At 53.0% G+C, this 15,828-nt stretch carries 13 protein-coding genes; 4 read left to right on the top strand and 9 right to left on the bottom strand.

Going from position 1 to position 15,828, the window contains the following annotated elements:
• Positions 1 to 43: 43 nt before the first annotated feature.
• The 7 genes from KTT_RS15795 to KTT_RS15765 all read right to left on the bottom strand — a co-directional run bounded on the left by KTT_RS15795 (position 44) and on the right by KTT_RS15765 (position 7,572).
• Positions 44 to 388, bottom strand: coding sequence for a hypothetical protein (locus KTT_RS15795; protein WP_126596901.1), 345 nt, complete (start codon positions 386 to 388; stop codon positions 44 to 46).
• Positions 389 to 490: 102 nt separating this feature from the next.
• Positions 491 to 1,405, bottom strand: coding sequence for a hypothetical protein (locus tag KTT_RS15790; protein WP_126596900.1), 915 nt, complete (start codon positions 1,403 to 1,405; stop codon positions 491 to 493).
• Positions 1,406 to 1,926: 521 nt separating this feature from the next.
• Positions 1,927 to 3,231 carry a dihydrolipoamide acetyltransferase family protein gene (locus tag KTT_RS15785; protein ID WP_126596899.1) on the bottom strand — a complete coding sequence of 435 codons (1,305 nt, stop codon included), beginning with the start codon at positions 3,229 to 3,231 and terminating at the stop codon, positions 1,927 to 1,929.
• 5 nt (positions 3,232 to 3,236) lie between these two features.
• Positions 3,237 to 4,226 carry an alpha-ketoacid dehydrogenase subunit beta gene (locus KTT_RS15780; RefSeq protein ID WP_126596898.1) on the bottom strand — a complete coding sequence of 330 codons (990 nt, stop codon included), beginning with the start codon at positions 4,224 to 4,226 and terminating at the stop codon, positions 3,237 to 3,239.
• A 4-nt stretch (positions 4,227 to 4,230) separates the two neighbouring features.
• Positions 4,231 to 5,295 (bottom strand): pyruvate dehydrogenase (acetyl-transferring) E1 component subunit alpha, encoded by a 1,065-nt coding sequence (gene pdhA / locus KTT_RS15775; RefSeq protein WP_126596897.1) that lies wholly within the window; start codon positions 5,293 to 5,295, stop codon positions 4,231 to 4,233.
• A gap of 606 nt (positions 5,296 to 5,901) precedes the next feature.
• Positions 5,902 to 6,144 carry a DUF6582 domain-containing protein gene (locus KTT_RS15770; RefSeq protein ID WP_126596896.1) on the bottom strand — a complete coding sequence of 81 codons (243 nt, stop codon included), beginning with the start codon at positions 6,142 to 6,144 and terminating at the stop codon, positions 5,902 to 5,904.
• An 84-nt stretch (positions 6,145 to 6,228) separates the two neighbouring features.
• Positions 6,229 to 7,572 (bottom strand): acyltransferase family protein, encoded by a 1,344-nt coding sequence (locus KTT_RS15765; protein ID WP_160145906.1) that lies wholly within the window; start codon positions 7,570 to 7,572, stop codon positions 6,229 to 6,231.
• A gap of 522 nt (positions 7,573 to 8,094) precedes the next feature.
• On the opposite strand from KTT_RS15765, the gene KTT_RS15760 reads away from it, so the two are divergent.
• From KTT_RS15760 to KTT_RS15750, 3 genes are all read left to right on the top strand, one after another.
• The gene (locus KTT_RS15760; protein WP_126596894.1) at positions 8,095 to 9,282 is read left to right on the top strand and encodes an alpha-hydroxy-acid oxidizing protein; all 1,188 of its coding nucleotides are present in this window, start codon (positions 8,095 to 8,097) and stop codon (positions 9,280 to 9,282) included.
• 58 nt (positions 9,283 to 9,340) lie between these two features.
• Positions 9,341 to 9,997 (top strand): nitroreductase family protein, encoded by a 657-nt coding sequence (locus tag KTT_RS15755; RefSeq protein WP_126596893.1) that lies wholly within the window; start codon positions 9,341 to 9,343, stop codon positions 9,995 to 9,997.
• Positions 9,998 to 10,223: 226 nt separating this feature from the next.
• The gene (locus KTT_RS15750) at positions 10,224 to 11,678 is read left to right on the top strand and encodes a serine/threonine protein kinase (protein WP_126596892.1); all 1,455 of its coding nucleotides are present in this window, start codon (positions 10,224 to 10,226) and stop codon (positions 11,676 to 11,678) included.
• A 98-nt stretch (positions 11,679 to 11,776) separates the two neighbouring features.
• On the opposite strand, the gene KTT_RS15745 is transcribed toward KTT_RS15750, so the two are convergent.
• The gene (locus KTT_RS15745) at positions 11,777 to 12,436 is read right to left on the bottom strand and encodes a DUF4870 domain-containing protein (protein WP_126596891.1); all 660 of its coding nucleotides are present in this window, start codon (positions 12,434 to 12,436) and stop codon (positions 11,777 to 11,779) included.
• Between the two features lie 239 nt (positions 12,437 to 12,675).
• Here KTT_RS15745 and KTT_RS15740 point away from each other — a divergent pair, with 239 nt between their 5' ends.
• Positions 12,676 to 12,876, top strand: coding sequence for a hypothetical protein (locus tag KTT_RS15740; RefSeq protein WP_126596890.1), 201 nt, complete (start codon positions 12,676 to 12,678; stop codon positions 12,874 to 12,876).
• Positions 12,877 to 13,379: 503 nt separating this feature from the next.
• On the opposite strand, the gene recQ is transcribed toward KTT_RS15740, so the two are convergent.
• Positions 13,380 to 15,602 (bottom strand): DNA helicase RecQ, encoded by a 2,223-nt coding sequence (gene recQ / locus KTT_RS15735; protein WP_235845739.1) that lies wholly within the window; start codon positions 15,600 to 15,602, stop codon positions 13,380 to 13,382.
• Between the last annotated feature and the right edge of the window lie 226 nt (positions 15,603 to 15,828).

The following is a 15,828-nucleotide window of genomic DNA, read 5'->3' as shown; positions in this document are numbered from 1 at the left end:
ACATGCCGGAGGCGGGATTATGTCCAGGGATTATGTCCAGGCGTTATTCCCGGACATGATCCTGGCCACTGCTATAGCGGCGCTGGTGTTCCTGGCGCGCCTCGCGCAGGATCGCCAGCGGCTTCACCAGGAAGCCGACGCAGGCCCCATACTCGTGCAGAATCGTCACGGTTTCATGCGTCATAAAGTACTTGCCGTTGCCCACCACGCAATCATTGATGACGAGCAGGACGCTAAAGCTGGTCTCGGCTGGCATCGAGGTCAAGACCTCTAACAACTCTTGCGTGCCCGTCACATCAATGCGCTGCGGCGACGAGATGCGATCCTGCGGCGTCACCTTTTCCGGGTAGATATACAGTTCCGCGTGCCCGATAGCCATTGCATTCATAAAAAAAACTCCCTCCTACACAAACAAAACATCTGTAGCCACTAGTATATAATATTCTGCCCCCGCCGAGTTCGCTTCACCCTCAAGCACAAACACGATCACTTACCTATCTGGATGCAGCAAGAACGAGGCCGCTCGCTCATATTCGAGCAAAAGACGCTGCATGTCGGTGAGCAACTGCGCGGCACGCGTGATCTGCGCCGCGATCTCATCGCGCTTATGTGTGCCGGTACCGATATGCTCTTTCAGAAACCCTAAAAAGGCCGTGGTATCGCTAACCTGATTGGACAGATGCTTGATCTTATCTAGCTGCTGATGACTCGTATAAACCTGCGCTAGCGAGGAAAAGTCATAGTGGGGTCCCGTCTGCTCCTCCATAAATTCGCCGCCATAGGAACTTAATAGCCTGATATCGAGATCGTCACGCATTGAGGAGAGCTTATCGGTATCCAGGTGCACATTGTTCTGCTGCAGCACATCCGAAAGCAGCCGCACAAATTCCATGAAAATATAGTAGAGGTCCGCGATGAAGACGCGCACGCGCTGCAGGGGATCATCGGATGAGATCTGATAGGCAAAGGCTTCATACGAACTATAATTGGCCTCGATCAGGCGCTGCAAATCATTGATAATGGTCATGATCTCATTAAAGCGCGTCACAAAGGTACTGATATTAGTGGTCTGCTGGGTATCCAGGTACACGTGATACATGCGATAGAGCGCCTGCAATGTCTGATCGCTGGTGGCGCTTGCTGGCTTCTGGATGGCGGGCTCGCTTCCGGTCACAGGTACGATCATCCTGCTACCCTGGCCTCGGGAGACCGAAACCTTTTCAAGCTCGGGAGATGTAGTAGTAATGAGCTGAGCACGCAAGACGTCAAGAGCGGAATCGATATCATCCAGCAACTCGCTCTTCTGCATTTCGCTTAAGGTCAGATTATACTTGACAACACTGCGGCAGGTAAAAATGGTGGCGATAATATGCTCAAATTGCTGCCGGGACGCATCGTACGACATACAGCTTCCTTTCCCTCACGACCTATGCCACGATCCAAAAACTTTTCATATTCCCACAATAGTACACATAGTCACGTCTTCTATATGTATCAGTAGTAGCAAATATAATCTACCGATCTATGCTATTTCACCGGTAGAATGATTTGCTATAATGATTTGTATATCATATATAAGAATAGCATTTACGCGCCCTTTAATGCACCATATTCAATGTAAGATAGCCTATTTGTCTGTCGTTTTTTTGACAGTGCGTCAAGCTTACCTGCTATCGGGGGAGCATGCGCGCCCCCGCACGGGCGTCCGCATGCGCGGCCGCCCCCTTTTAATTAGGAGGAGTTGGAGCAACACAATGGGTGGGTGCGGACGCACCCACCCATTGTGTTGCTCCAACTCCTCCTAAAAACCAGGTGAGCGCCATAGGCGCGTAGTGTCATAGCCGAAGGTACGAAACACCCACATATAAATAAAAGAAGTTCAGCCCTGCATCATGCAGGGCCGAACTTCTTTTATTTAGCCAATGTTTAGCCGAGCAGCAGATAGATGTTTTGGAGCAGGCGCTTGACTTCTTGCAGGAAGCGCGCCACAGTTGCGCCGTACAGGATGCGATGATCAGCCGACAGGGTGACGTGCATGATGTCACGGATGACTGGCTGATTATCGATGGGGACAAAGGTTTTGCGTGCCGCCGCCACCGCCAGAATGGCTGACTGTGGAGGATTGATCACGGCCGCGAAGTCTGTCACATCCATCATGCCCAGATTGGATATTGAGAATGTGCCACCATCAAGATCGGCCGGGGTGAGCTTGCCCGTCTGCGCCTTGGCGACCAGGGCTTTCGCCTCGCGCGCGATAGTGCGCAGGCCCTTAATATTGGCGTCGCGAATGACCGGAACAACCAGGCCGGCCGGGACATCGACGGCGATCCCGATATTAATATGCTTGTGCAGTAAGAACTGGCCATCGCGGTATGAACCATTAACCTCGGGGAACTTCTCCAGAGCCAGGGCACAGGCCTTGATGATCAGGTCATTAACGCTAATCTTGACTCCACCCTCTCCGGCATTGGCATTGAGCTTCTGGCGCATCTCCAGCGCATCCGTGAGATCAATGTCATTGCCGATATAAAAGTGGGGCACGCTCTGCTTGGACTCGGTCAGGCGGCGCGCGATAGTCTTCTGCATCGTGGAGAGCGTGACGACCTCGGTATCCTCGGTAGACACCTGGGGCTGGACGGAGGCTACAGCCGCGGCCTCGGGAGCGGCTACCGGCGTGGGAGCCTGGGTCTGTGAAACCGCCTGCGTCGTGCGCTGCTGCTCAATATAGTCCTCGATATCGTCGCGTACAATACGTCCACCCGGGCCGGTCCCCTTGATCTGCTGGAGATCGATGCCATGCTCTTCAGCCATGCGCCGGGCCAGGGGAGAAGATTTAATCGCCCCACCGTTGGCGCGCGCATTCTGAGCAGGCTGATTAGAGGCGACAGAGGGCTGGCTTACAACGCCATTACCAGGCTCGCTCACGGCTGTGCTTTTTTGAGCGGGCGCGGGTGCAGCCTTCACGCCAGAGGCCTGCTGCTGCGTCTGTACGTTCGTGCCAGTGCCTACAATAGCGATGGGCTGACCGATCGGGGCCGTCTCCCCTTCAGCGACCAGAATCTGTTCCAGTACGCCGGCGCTAAACGACTCGATCTCCATATTGGCTTTGTCGGTCTCAACCTCAGCAACAACTTCGCCCTTCTTTACCTCATCACCAGGCTTCTTCAACCAGCGCGTGATAGTGCCTTCCTGCATGGTATCGCTGAGTCGGGGCATATTCACTTCAGGCATACTCGTTATCTCCTCCGGCGGGGTGCAAGTTCGTTGATGGCGTCTAACAGTTGCCTGGCGCCGGTCAGGGCAGCTGACTCCAGGGGCTTGGAATAGGGCAGCGGTACCTCGACATTAGCCACGCGTTTGACAGGAGCATCCAGGTAATCAAAGGCCTCTTCCTGGATGGTCGCGGCAATTTCAGCGCCAATGCCATATGAGCGCCAATCTTCTTCAAAGATGATGGCGCGACCAGTCTTTTTGACCGAATTGACGATGGTCTCCTTATCCAATGGACGCAGGGAGCGAATGTCGACGACCTCAACATTCCATTTGTTTTCCTGCTCCAGACGTCTGGCCACATCCAGCGCCATGGCCGCCATACGCGAATAGCTAATCACGGTCAGGTCGCGGCCTTCTTTAGAGACTTTCGCCTTGCCAAAGGGGACCAGGTAGTCTTCTGCGGGCACCTCGCCCCTGGTGTTATAGAGCCCCAGGTGCTCAATGAAAATAACTGGATTGTTGTTGCGGATCGCCGTTTTCAGCATGCCTTTGGCATCGGCTGGCGTAGAGGGTGCAACGACATACAATCCAGGGATGTGGGCGAACCACGCCTCCAGATTCTGCGAGTGGGTCGCCGATAGCTGCTGACCGCCGCCACCAGGGGTACGAATGACCATGGGGACCGGCGTCTGACCACCAAACATGTAATAGATCTTGGCGGCATGATTCAAGATCTCGTCCATCGCCAGGGCGATAAAATTGAAGGTCATGATCTCAACTACGGGACGCAGACCCAGCATAGCGGATCCAACCGCCATGCCGATAAAACCATTCTCGGCAATCGGGGTGTCGACCACACGTTTGGGTCCGAATTCCTTGAGCAGGCCCGCGGTGATCTTGTATGAACCCTCAAACACACCGATCTCTTCACCCATCAAGAAGACATTCTCGTCGCGCTTGAGCTCCTCGCGCAACGTCTCGTTGAGCGCCTGTCGATAACTTATTTCGGCCATTTTGTTACTTACTCTCCTGTAAATGTTCGTCAGACGCGTAGATATGGTCGAAGAGACTCTCAACCGGTGGGAAGGGGCTTTCCTCAGCAAATCTGACGGCTTCGTTTACCACTTGCTCGACCTGCTCTTCGAGCGCTTGCAGGCCCTGCTCATCAATCAGATGCGCATCCTGCAGACGTTTAGCGAAGGCGGGCACGGGATCAAGCGCACGGCCACGGCGCACCACCTCTTCATCGCGATAGCGATCTGGATCGATGACAGAGTGTCCACGATGGCGGAAACTGACGGCCTCGACGATATATGGCTCGTGCTCTTCGCGTGCGACTTTGGCCGCGCGGCGCACGGCGTCACGTACCGCGATCACGTCATTACCATCGACACGCTCACCGCGTACATCAAAGGCACAGCCCTTGCGATACAGCTCAGCGACCGCGGACCCTTTTTCCACCGGTAGACCCATGCCGTACTGGTTGTTGACGACAAAGAAGATAACTGGCAATTTGTAAATCTTAGCCAGGTTCAACGACTCGTAGAATGGGCCGCCATTGGTTGCGCCATCACCCATCTGCACCGCCACGACCTCATCAGAGCCGCGATAGGCAACCGCGAATGCCGCGCCAACTGCCAGCGGCACCTGGCCGCCAACAATACCATAGCCGCCCAGTAAACGGTGTTCCAGACTAAACATGTGCATAGAACCACCGCGACCATAGGAACACCCTGTCTCTTTGCCAAACAATTCAGCCATTACTGCATTCGCAGAGATGCCACGGCCCAGTGCATATCCATGCTCGCGATAATTCGTATAAAGGTAATCTTTTGCTTCCAAGCCTGCACAGAATCCGACAACAGTGGCCTCTTCACCCAGGTTCAAGTGGCAATAGCCGCCGATACGGGCCATCTTGTACATCTCGTCCGATTTTTCTTCAAAACGACGGACGAGCAACATCTGGTGATAGTAGTTTACCAACGTCTCTCGATTTTCGTCTTCAGGCAGCGCGACGACACGAGGCTTATCTGTGGTGGTGGCATCGCGTCCATCTGGTCGCTTTTGCTGCTCAGTACTCATGATGTCTCCTGATTTTTTTTAGTAACTATTTGTGGGGTTGGAGAATGTGCTTTCGTTCAGGGTAGCTCTGACTCATCTGGAGTGCGTACCCAAATACTCAGTGTTTTAATAGACATATCCCACATAATTGTAACACGTATTGAAAAGATTACCATGCTATTGTGGGTATGTTACCGCTCAATAGGTAGAAGATACTGTTAGCTAGCTACCAAATTCTTACTCGTACTGACATTCAGTACCAGAACAAGCCAACCGCTATCATATCACAAGGCCAATTTCTCTGGCTATATATGATCCAACTGTGTTCTTCATCTTAAAGTAGACATTTCACTGCAGTGCTTAAGGTTAGCGTCCCACATGGAGGTCTTGGGGGAGAGCGTCAGATTGCTGGCATGCCCCGAACGTGGGGAACGCAGGCGTCCCCATTCTCTTTTGTATGGTGGTGCATCGGGAGCGCAAATGCGCTCCCGATGCACCACCATACAAAATGAGTGCGCCCGCGCATGCGGGCGCCCGAGGGGAGCACTCACACTCCTCGATAAAGGGAGAGCGTGAAAAAATTAGATAGAAACAAAGCAGCACCTGATTACGCCAGGTGCTGCTTTGTTAGTGTTTGGGTAATTCGCGCCAGTCGTTCTCATGGATATCGACATCAAACTTTTTAGCGGCGCGCTTGATACGCTTCCAGGCCTCGTCCTTCTCGGAGTCGCTGACCCCTTCCACCTGGTCGAAACGCGCCACCGCGTTCCTGACATGCGGAGCATCGGTCAGCGGCTCTTTGCGCTCCTTCGGGAAGGCAAAATCGCTATCGTCTAACTTATCTCGTTTATGCGTACTTAAGTCTGCCATAGTGTCTTTCCTTTCTCTACGTTAAGAAAGCGATCTCACTTTCTTGTTACACGAATGACACTTGCAACGAGATGAACCACCATCCTATGGCTGCATAGTCACCATCTCTTTGGTAGTTTGATCGGTCACCGGCCGCATAGCTTTTTGAGACCTGGTCAGAGAAGCACCCAGCCGGACGGCGGGCGCCTCAATAAAGCGATAGATGAGGTAGCAAAAAGGCACCAGTAGACCAAATACGCAGACCCAGTACAATCCATAGCGGGCTACAGTGGGCCAGGAGTTGAAATAGGGGAAGACGTTATCCATAAACCAGAGTAGAGTCGGCTCGTGCCAGATATAGAGTCCATAGGATAACATGCCGATCTTACACAACGGCGCGCTTTCCCATAACCAGGTAATCACAGGAGGTCCAAAGAGCACCCCGAGAATACACAGGCCAAAGCTAAGAGCGAAACCAAGCTCACACAGCCAGTTATGCGCCCCGATATAAGGCACCAGTACAGAATACCAGGAAGTGTCGTACCAGAAAGTCATAAAACAAAAACCGAGCACACCCAGCAGCCAGATACACCAGCTATAGCGCTTGATCAAGATGCTCATACTCTGTTCGGGCCGCCGCTGTGTTAAAAGGTAACATGTACAAACCATCATGCCAATAGCGAAATCTTCGAAAAATTTTCCGCTCTGCCCATAGATTACAAAGCGAACGGCGTAATGCACAGGCAAGGGCAGCCATAACGGCTGGTGAGGATTGATGTCCCAGGAACGCCCCCAGGCGCGCGTCGCCAGACCCCACAGGATCATTGCCAGCAGGCAGGTAAAAAGCGTGGCGACCTTCCATTTATCCTCACTGCGCGAGACAAACCAGCGTATCCCCAGGGCGATAAATGGTAAGAGCATGTAGTATTGCCACTCGACCGCCAGCGTCCAGAAGGGACCGTTAATCGCCTGATATGTGGAATGGGAGGAGTCCATCAAAAAGGTCAGGAAGAGAGCGAGTTGCTTCCAATGATCGATCTGTAGATAGACCGGTGCCGCAAATATGATCATCAAAAAGAGCGCGACATAGTAGCCTGGCCAGATGCGGCAAATACGCCGTATGTAGAAAGTGCGCATCGAAGGCCAGGACTCCTGAAAAATCATCGCTTTAGCATAGGGCAAAAAGAGCAAGAAACCAGATAGCACAAAAAAGAGGGTCACGCCATAGCTTCCGACCAAAGCTATAGCAGAAGGAATAGTTCCTACTTCTTTAAAACTCCAGATGTGCTTCACACGTGTAAAGGCGCTGACGTGGTAGAAAATTACCAGTAGACACGCAAAGCCACGTACACCATCCAGTACCGTAATAGTATTCTTTTTCGGGATATCTTGTGATTTCGGGGTATCTTGCGATTTTGAGATATCTTTCGATGAAGCGATCAAAGCCATATATTCAATCCATATACATATATTTGAGAAAACGATCATCAGTTCGCCTCTATTCATCGGCTCGCCACAACCTTTACCAGAGGCCTTCAAGCAACCCTAGCATACTTTAAAGGCACTCGTCAAATTTATAGACAAATTTCGCATATCTATGCTACCGGACCCGTAGTACAGATATGCTCTTTTTTTCTTCTTATGTGGCGTTATGGTGCCATGCGCGCGCAAACACATACCTGCCGTACACGATTTTCTTCTTATGTGGCGTTATGGTGCCATGCGTGCACAAACACACACCTGCCGTACACGATTTTCTTCTTATGTGGCGTTATGGTGCCATGCGTGCGCTGAGCGCACGCATGGCACCATAACGCCACATAAACTCCTGTGAGCGCCGAAGGCGCGTAGCGTCATGGCCGAAGGCACGCATCCTCAAGCATTCAAAGCCCCGAGTGATACAATACAACTGATAGAAGCAGTTGTATTGTATTTGTTCTCTCTTGCCAGGCGGCACAAAGGGGTTGACGCATGAAAGATGATCAACAAAGCATCCCATCCTATGGTCTTGGACGACAGATGCAGGTCTATATGCAGGGATTGCAGGGACAGCTTCCCTCGCTCCCTGTCTCACCTGAGGTATTGGAGCAGCAAGCACTGGCGCACCTGAGTCAGCAGGCCGCCGGCTACCTGGCCGGGATGGATGATACGATGCAGGCCAACCTGCGCGCGTTCCAACGTTGGAGCATTCTTCCGCGCATGCTGCGCGACGTTTCACGGCGCCAGTTATCCACCACCATCCTGGGCATGCAGCTGCCCATACCACTATTACTGGCCCCCATCGGCGTGCAATCGATTATCCATCCCGAAGCCGAGCTGGCGGTGGCCAGGGCGGCACGAGCGACCGGGGTACCAATGATCCTCAGTACGGCCGCCTCGCGTAGCATCGAAGCGGTCGCCCAGGAGCTTGCTGACACGCCCCGCTGGTTTCAGCTCTACTGGAGCAAAAATCCAGATCTCAACGCCAGCCTGGTCCACCGCGCAGAGCAGGCAGGCTATAGCGCCATCGTTGTGACGCTGGACACCAGGCTCCTGAGCTGGCGTGAGCAAGATATCCAGAACGCGTACCTTCCCTTTTTACAGGGTGAGGGACTGGCCAATTATTTCAGCGATCCGGTCTTCCGCCAGGCGCTGGCTCAGTCGCCGGAAAAAGACCCGGCCATGGCTATTCGCTATTTCATTGATATCTTCCTCAATCCGTCATTGACCTGGGATCAACTCGCTTTCTTAAGGCAGCATACGAGCCTCCCCATCTTCCTTAAAGGCGTCCTGCATCCAGATGATGCCCGTCAAACCATTGATGCGGGCATGGATGGCATTATTGTGTCTAATCATGGTGGGCGCCAGGTGGGAGGATCACGGGCGGCGCTGGATGCGTTGCCGGCCGTGGTTGAGGCCGCCGGGGGACAGGTACCCGTTCTCTTCGATAGCGGCATCCGGCGCGGCTCGGACGTGCTGAAGGCCATCGCGCTGGGCGCGCGGGCGGTCTTACTCGGCAGGCCCTATATCTGGGGACTGGCACTGGACGGTGAGGCCGGCGTGCAGCAGGTGCTCCAGAATCTACTGGCAGACCTGGATCTAACGCTGGCGGTGAGTGGCTTCTCCTCGATCAGCCAGCTAGATGCGTCTCTGCTGGTAAATGAACGTCCGACAGCATAGAATGTTCTATGATGACATTTCATCAGTATCGTAAGGTAAAGCATGGAGGAAACATCGTATGTCCCAACTTGATCTTACCCCAGACCAGCTTTTGACGACCACGCGCGCCGTACGCAAGCGCCTGGATCTATCGCGTCCGGTTGAGCCGGAGCTGGTAAAAGAATGCATTGAGATCGCGACCCAGGCACCCAGCGGCAGCAATAGCCAGCAATGGCATTTCGTCGTGGTGACCGATGCCGAGAAGCGCCTGGGACTGGCCGAGCTATATCGAAAAAGCTTTAGCCAGTATCGCCTCAACGCCGCTGAAAGCATTGAAAAACTCAGGGCCAGTAAGCCAGAGCTGGCTCAGGTTCAGCAGCGCGTGGCCTCTTCCGCGGACTATCTGGCGGAACACCTGCACGAGGTACCGGTACATGTAATCCCTTGTATGCGCGGCCGCTTCGACGGCGCCACCACGCAGCAGCAAGCGGGCGTCTGGGGCTCCATCCTGCCAGCCGTGTGGAGCTTCATGCTGGCGGCCCGGGCACGTAGCCTGGGAACAGTCTGGACAACCCTGCACCTGCCCTATGAAAAAGAAGCGGCGGAGCTGCTGGGCATCCCTTACGAGAAGATCACCCAGACCTCCCTGATCCCGGTCGCCTACACCCTGGGAACCGATTTTAAAGCCGGTGCGCGCCAGCCACTGGAGAAAATCATCCACTGGAATAGCTGGTAGAATCCCGATAGCTACTGTAGTATCAGCAAAATAGTATTCTTGTATGGATGCAGAAAATGGTCGGCAATGCCGACCATTTTCTGCATCCATACAAGAATACTCTATAAAACTCTTTGTTTTCACAAAGTGAATGAGTCATTTGACATGGACTATAGTACGTGTTTTTCACTATACTATGAACAAGTCAAAAATATAGTTGCGATGGATTGAGTTAGATAGAGGACACATGGAACAGTTAGATATCTATTGTTCCCATTGTGGGGCAAGCAATCACAAAGAGGAGGTACACTGTTTTGCCTGTGGCCATACCCTTGCGGATGCTGATGCGCCTGCCGATACTACGGCACCAGAAATTCTTCTCCAGCAACGCTATCGGCTGTTGAATAAGATAGGCGAGGGTGGCTTTAGCATCGTTTATCGCGCTGAAGATATCCAGACGCGGCAGGTTGTCGCGGTTAAAGCTGTCAGCCTGCGCGGACTCTCAGCCCAGGAGAAGATTGAGGCGACCGACGCCTTCAATCGTGAAGTGACGATCCTGACGAAATTAACCCATCGGAACCTTCCTCGCCTCTATCGGCATTTTTCGGACGCCGAGTGCTGGTACATGGTCATGGATTACATAGAAGGGGAAACGCTGGAAAAGTACCTGGAACGCCATCAGCAGATGCCGTTTCGCCTGGAAGAGGTACTGGACATCGGCACTATCCTCTGCGATGTGCTGGACTACCTCCACTCCAATCAGCCACCGATTATTTTCCGCGATCTCAAACCTGCCAATATTATGGTAACGTCGGCGGGCTATATCTATGTGATTGACTTTGGCATCGCGCGTCAGTTCAAGCAGGGGAAGCCGAAGGACACTATCCCCTTTGGATCACCGGGGTATGCCGCGCCAGAACAATATGGGAAGGCGCAGACGACGCCCCGCTCGGATATCTATAGCCTGGGAGCGATTCTCCATCAACTGATGACTGGTAGCGATCCCAGTCAATCTCCCTTTGCCTTCGCTCCTCTCCCCAATCTCCATCAGCAGGCAGTGGCGAAACTGGATACCCTGCTACAGCGCATGGTAGCGCTGGATAGCCAGCGGCGTCCCGACTCGATGGTCGAGGTACAGGAGTCCCTGCAAGAAATTTCGCGGCTCCATTACCATCAGCAGGGCCTCTCCAGTCAGTATTACCGGCCGACCCTCTCCAGAACGTTTCAGACAGCCGCCTACGCACAACCGCTGCCATCCACCCCCACGCCCAACAACGCTGGCGTAGCCACCTTTGTACAACAACAGCAGCAGCAACAACAGACCTTTTATGCCGCCTCGCCGTTCGCCCAGAGTACAACACCACCTCCATCTAACCGCTACCAGTTGTATAGCATTCTGTGCAGTCTGATCGGTATCTTTATGCCGCCATTCCTATGCCTGGCCTCAACCCAGATCCTATTCATACTACAGCGGCATATTCCAATTACATTATTCATCTATGCGCTGCTCCTGGCACCATCAGTACTGGGTATTGTTTTCGGGCATAAAGGACGCGATTTTGCCAGGCGAACAGGCACCAGCGCGGACACCGCGACGGTTGGGCTAACGCTGGGCTATCTCTTCACAGCGATATACCTTGTTTTCGCCCTCTGCTTCTTCTCCACCACGATTCTGTTTATGCCGCACATATTGGGATTCTAGTGCAAAGGAGAGTATGAATGGCATCTAGTTTTATGAGGAGTTGGAGCAACACAATGGGTGCGAATGCACCCATTGTGTTGCTCCAACTCCTCATAAAACTAGATGCCAGCCCCCTTCCTGGAGAAGCGTGCCATCAGTGCTTCCGCGTAATCGCCAACGACTGGCAGCTTAAACCTGACCCCGCGATAGGCCTGAAACATCAAAAAGACCCACAGGACAAAGATCGCGGCTCCGATCAAGAAAGCGATACAGCCAAAGGCGGAGCCAACCAGGGCTCCTACGATGAAGATCCCCGAGATGAATTTTGCCAGGGCGGAAACAATACCATACACAATGATAAGAGGAGTGAACACGACAATAGACTGCGCGGCATGGAAGCGCACAAAACTATTTTTGCGACCGATAAAGAAGAATACAATGCCGGTAAAACACAAGCCCAGATAGCTCAACAACGCATTGCGTCTCGCCCTGGCGTCAATCGTGCCCTGGCTCTGTCCGCTGCTCCCCCGGCTCACGCTACTGGGAGGAACATAGGCATTGGATTGCTGCTGCTGCTGTTGCTGATATTGCCCGGTTGTATATTGTTGACCACCCTGCCCATATACATAGCTGGGATCACTTTGCTGCCCACCAACAGCGGGCTGAGGCTGATTTGCTCCATAGGGGTCATCAGCTGGATTCGATGGATTATATCCCCCATAGCCACCATATGGTCTGGATGGATCGGGTTGTTGATTTTGATTAGGATTTGTACTCATGGGAGCATCCCTCCGTCCATAACGAAAAACATTTCTACCATGTATTACGCCAGTGTATCAGAAAGGTTAGAGGGAAGCGAAAAGTGTTTTTATCATATTCTCAACAAAAAGAGAGAGATTTTCAACTCATCAGCAAAAAATTGGATCAAGAATGTAGATCTAACCGGGGGCAATATTCGTATTGGAAGTAGGAGCACTAATGCATTGTGAGGCGACCAGGTTCTGGTAAGGAGACGCGTATGTTTCACTATATGGATCATAAAGAAGCAATAGAGGTGCTGCGTAAGGCGGGCTTCAGCCATGTAGAGATCGATCGTATCACAAGGTTTCGCAAGCATTTTATCCCGGGCGAACTGGATCAAACCCCCGATGATCATCGTCGTCTCGAATTTACACGCTGGTTATTTCAAACCGGCAAATTGACAGATTTTGTTAGCTAACGTCGACTCCTCCCTTACCAAGTAACCTATCAGACAATGATTTTCTGATAGGTTTTTTTTGCATGAGCGCCCCCCGCACAGGCGTCCGCCTACGCGGCCGCACTGGTTTTGTATGAGGTGGTGCAACATATGAGTCATCCCGGATTTTTGAAAAATCCGCAAAACAGGTTCAGCGCTCCCAAAGCGGGTGGTGCAGGAGGGCGGCGAGCCCTCCTGCCGGGGTGTGGGGTGTCCCCACAAAAACGTCTTTTTCTTCTTTTTCGCGCCGCCGCAGGCGGCGCGAGAGGAGAAGGGAGAATGTGGGGACACCCCACACCCCGGCAGGGAGGACCCTGCACCCCCGGTTTTGGGAACTTTTTCAAATGTTCGGGATGACTCATATATTGCACCACCTCATTGAGAAAGAGAATGAGGACGCATGCGTTCCCCACCTCTCTGAGTACACACATATTAATGGGGATGGGGACGCCTGCGTTCCCCACGCCGGGGGCATGAATACCATGCTAATTGGCTAAGGATTGGGCCTGCTGGCCGCGCAGTTGCGCGCGCACCAGGCGAATCTCATCATATGAGTAGTCGTCGCCCAGGTGCTCTTTGATCGGTTTGAGTTTGGCATCCCCAACCTCCTGGATCGCTTGCGCGATTACCTCATAGTGATCCGCTGCTACCAGGTTGCTCAGATCGAACTGCTCCCCTTCTTCTAGCGCGCTGCTCAGATACTCTAACACAGTCGCGGGCTGGCGCCCGCAGGCCTGGGCGATCTCGTTCAGGGTGAAGCCCTGCTGAGCCAGGCCAACGGCGTTGCCGCGCGCCTGCTGGGCCGCGCGGGAAGGCGCCCTGGTCGTCTCAGTCGGCTTTTGTTGATCCGCTGGCTGCGGGACGGGAACCAGGTCGGGATGCTGGCCCATGTGGACTTTGATCTCATTGGTAAAGGGCACGTAGTACGATTGCAGCTTTTTCTGGCCGACACCTGGAATTTTTAAGAACTCCGACTCGCTGGTCGGAAGGTTGTGGACCATCCCCAGCAGAGCGGCATCGGTAAAGATAACATAGGGGGCCACACCCAGTTCATCGGCCAGACGCTTACGCAATGCGCGCAGGCTCTGCAGCAGGGCGCTCTGGTTGGCGTCCAATGGATGGCTATTGAACGTGTCCGTCGCGGTAGCGGGCATGCTATAGGTGGGGCGAGCCTCTACCTCCATATAGAATTCCGCCTGGCCCTTGAGCAATTTTACTGCGTTGGAGTTCAGATGATAGGTTGGATAATTATCGCGCCGTTCTGTCAGAAAATGCTGCTGCAACAAGGCATGGCCGATAGCCATCCATTCATCACGGCTACGTTCCTTGCCACAGCCATAGGTTGTGAGCTGATTATGATGATAATCACGGATCTTCTGGGTGTTGGCGCCACGAATGATATCGATGATATGATTGAGCCCGAAGCGTTCACGCGTCTGGTAGACGCAGGTCAGGAATTTGCGCGCATCCTCGGTGCGATCCTCGGTCTCTATCGAACGGGTACAGTTATCACAATTGTTGCAGTTGCCCTCCGGTAACTCTTCACTGAAGTAGCTCAACAAGAGACGGCGGCGACACTGCGTGCTCTCACTATATTGGATCACCTGCTGCAGCTGATTGAGCGCGATTATTTGCTGCTGCTCATTTTCTTTTTGCGTAATGAAGTACTCTGCCCGCATGCGATCCCCATAGTTAAAGAAGAGGATACAATCGGCTGGCTCACCATCGCGCCCTGCGCGGCCAGATTCCTGATAGTAGCCTTCAAGATTTTTGGGTAAGTCATAGTGGATAACAGCGCGCACGTCTGGCTTGGCGATCCCCATGCCAAAGGCGATTGTAGCTACCAGCACGGGTACATCATCGCGGATGAAACGCTCTTGATTCTCTGATCGCACTCGTGGGGAGAGGCCCGCGTGATAGGGCAGATTATCGATGCCATCCGCCTGCAGATCAGCGCTCAGCTTCTCGACGCCCGAGCGGCTCAAACAATAAATGATGACCGATTCACCCTGCTTCTGACGGAGGATCTGCACCAGTTCCGCGTACGATCCTTTGTGTTTTTTGCGTACCTCGTAGGAGAGGTTGGGGCGGTTAAAGCTGGCGATATGGATAATAGGTTGGCGTAACTTTAATTGCTCAAGGATATCGCGCCGCACACGCTCTGTAGCGGTCGCGGTCAGCGCCAGAATCGGTAAGTCGGGGAAGCGATTGCGCAACGTGCCTATCTGGCGATACTCGGGGCGAAAATCGTGTCCCCATTCACTGACACAGTGCGCCTCATCAACGGCCAGCAAAGACAGGCCAACCGTCTTCTTCACATGTTCGAGGAATGTAAGAAAGCTAGGCTTCAACAGGCGCTCGGGAGCCACATAGAGAAGTTTGATCTGCCCGCTCATGGCCGCCCGCTCACGCCGGGCACCCTCTTCATACGACAATGAGCTATTCACAAATGTTGCTTCAATACCATTGGCCTGCAACCGACTGACCTGGTCCTGCATTAAGGCAATCAGAGGGGAAACAACTATGGTAAGTCCCGGCAAAAGCAAAGCCGGCAACTGATACGTGAGTGACTTACCACCACCAGTCGGCATCAACACCAGCATATCTTGCTGCTCTAATACCGCTTCCACAACATCTTTTTGCCCTGGCCGAAAGGTATCATATCCGAAATACTGTTTTAGCGCTTGATCGACATGCAACAATTTCAATATACTCCCTGCTCCGTCTAAATGCTCCGCACTCCCAACATCCTACACCAATGTCCGCTTACTACCCGCGAACAATAAGGCGACGCCACTCGCTCGCAACTGGCTCCGCGCAATCAATAAACTCACGCTGATTATACAAATTATAGTATCACACACTAAACCATATTTTATCAAACCATATCAAAAAGTCAGCTTTCGCACCGGTGGTGCTCTATAGTCATGTAAG

The organism is Dictyobacter aurantiacus (assembly GCF_003967515.1).
GTDB lineage: Bacteria > Chloroflexota > Ktedonobacteria > Ktedonobacterales > Ktedonobacteraceae > Dictyobacter > Dictyobacter aurantiacus.
This window is presented reverse-complemented; position numbering and strand designations above follow the sequence as displayed.

Bases quoted from the DNA above. Each gene is read 5' to 3' on its own strand.
- KTT_RS15755 (WP_126596893.1), top strand. From the start codon at position 9,341: ATGTCCCAACTTGATCTTACCCCAGACCAGCTTTTGACGACCACGCGC.
- KTT_RS15795 (WP_126596901.1), bottom strand. From the start codon at position 388: ATGAATGCAATGGCTATCGGGCACGCGGAACTGTATATCTACCCGGAA.
- KTT_RS15745 (WP_126596891.1), bottom strand. From the start codon at position 12,436: ATGAGTACAAATCCTAATCAAAATCAACAACCCGATCCATCCAGACCA.
- KTT_RS15760 (WP_126596894.1), top strand. From the start codon at position 8,095: ATGAAAGATGATCAACAAAGCATCCCATCCTATGGTCTTGGACGACAG.
- pdhA (WP_126596897.1), bottom strand. From the start codon at position 5,295: ATGAGTACTGAGCAGCAAAAGCGACCAGATGGACGCGATGCCACCACC.
- KTT_RS15770 (WP_126596896.1), bottom strand. From the start codon at position 6,144: ATGGCAGACTTAAGTACGCATAAACGAGATAAGTTAGACGATAGCGAT.
- KTT_RS15785 (WP_126596899.1), bottom strand. From the start codon at position 3,231: ATGCCTGAAGTGAATATGCCCCGACTCAGCGATACCATGCAGGAAGGC.
- KTT_RS15740 (WP_126596890.1), top strand. From the start codon at position 12,676: ATGTTTCACTATATGGATCATAAAGAAGCAATAGAGGTGCTGCGTAAG.
- KTT_RS15750 (WP_126596892.1), top strand. From the start codon at position 10,224: ATGGAACAGTTAGATATCTATTGTTCCCATTGTGGGGCAAGCAATCAC.
- KTT_RS15790 (WP_126596900.1), bottom strand. From the start codon at position 1,405: ATGTCGTACGATGCGTCCCGGCAGCAATTTGAGCATATTATCGCCACC.
- KTT_RS15765 (WP_160145906.1), bottom strand. From the start codon at position 7,572: ATGGCTTTGATCGCTTCATCGAAAGATATCTCAAAATCGCAAGATACC.
- KTT_RS15780 (WP_126596898.1), bottom strand. From the start codon at position 4,226: ATGGCCGAAATAAGTTATCGACAGGCGCTCAACGAGACGTTGCGCGAG.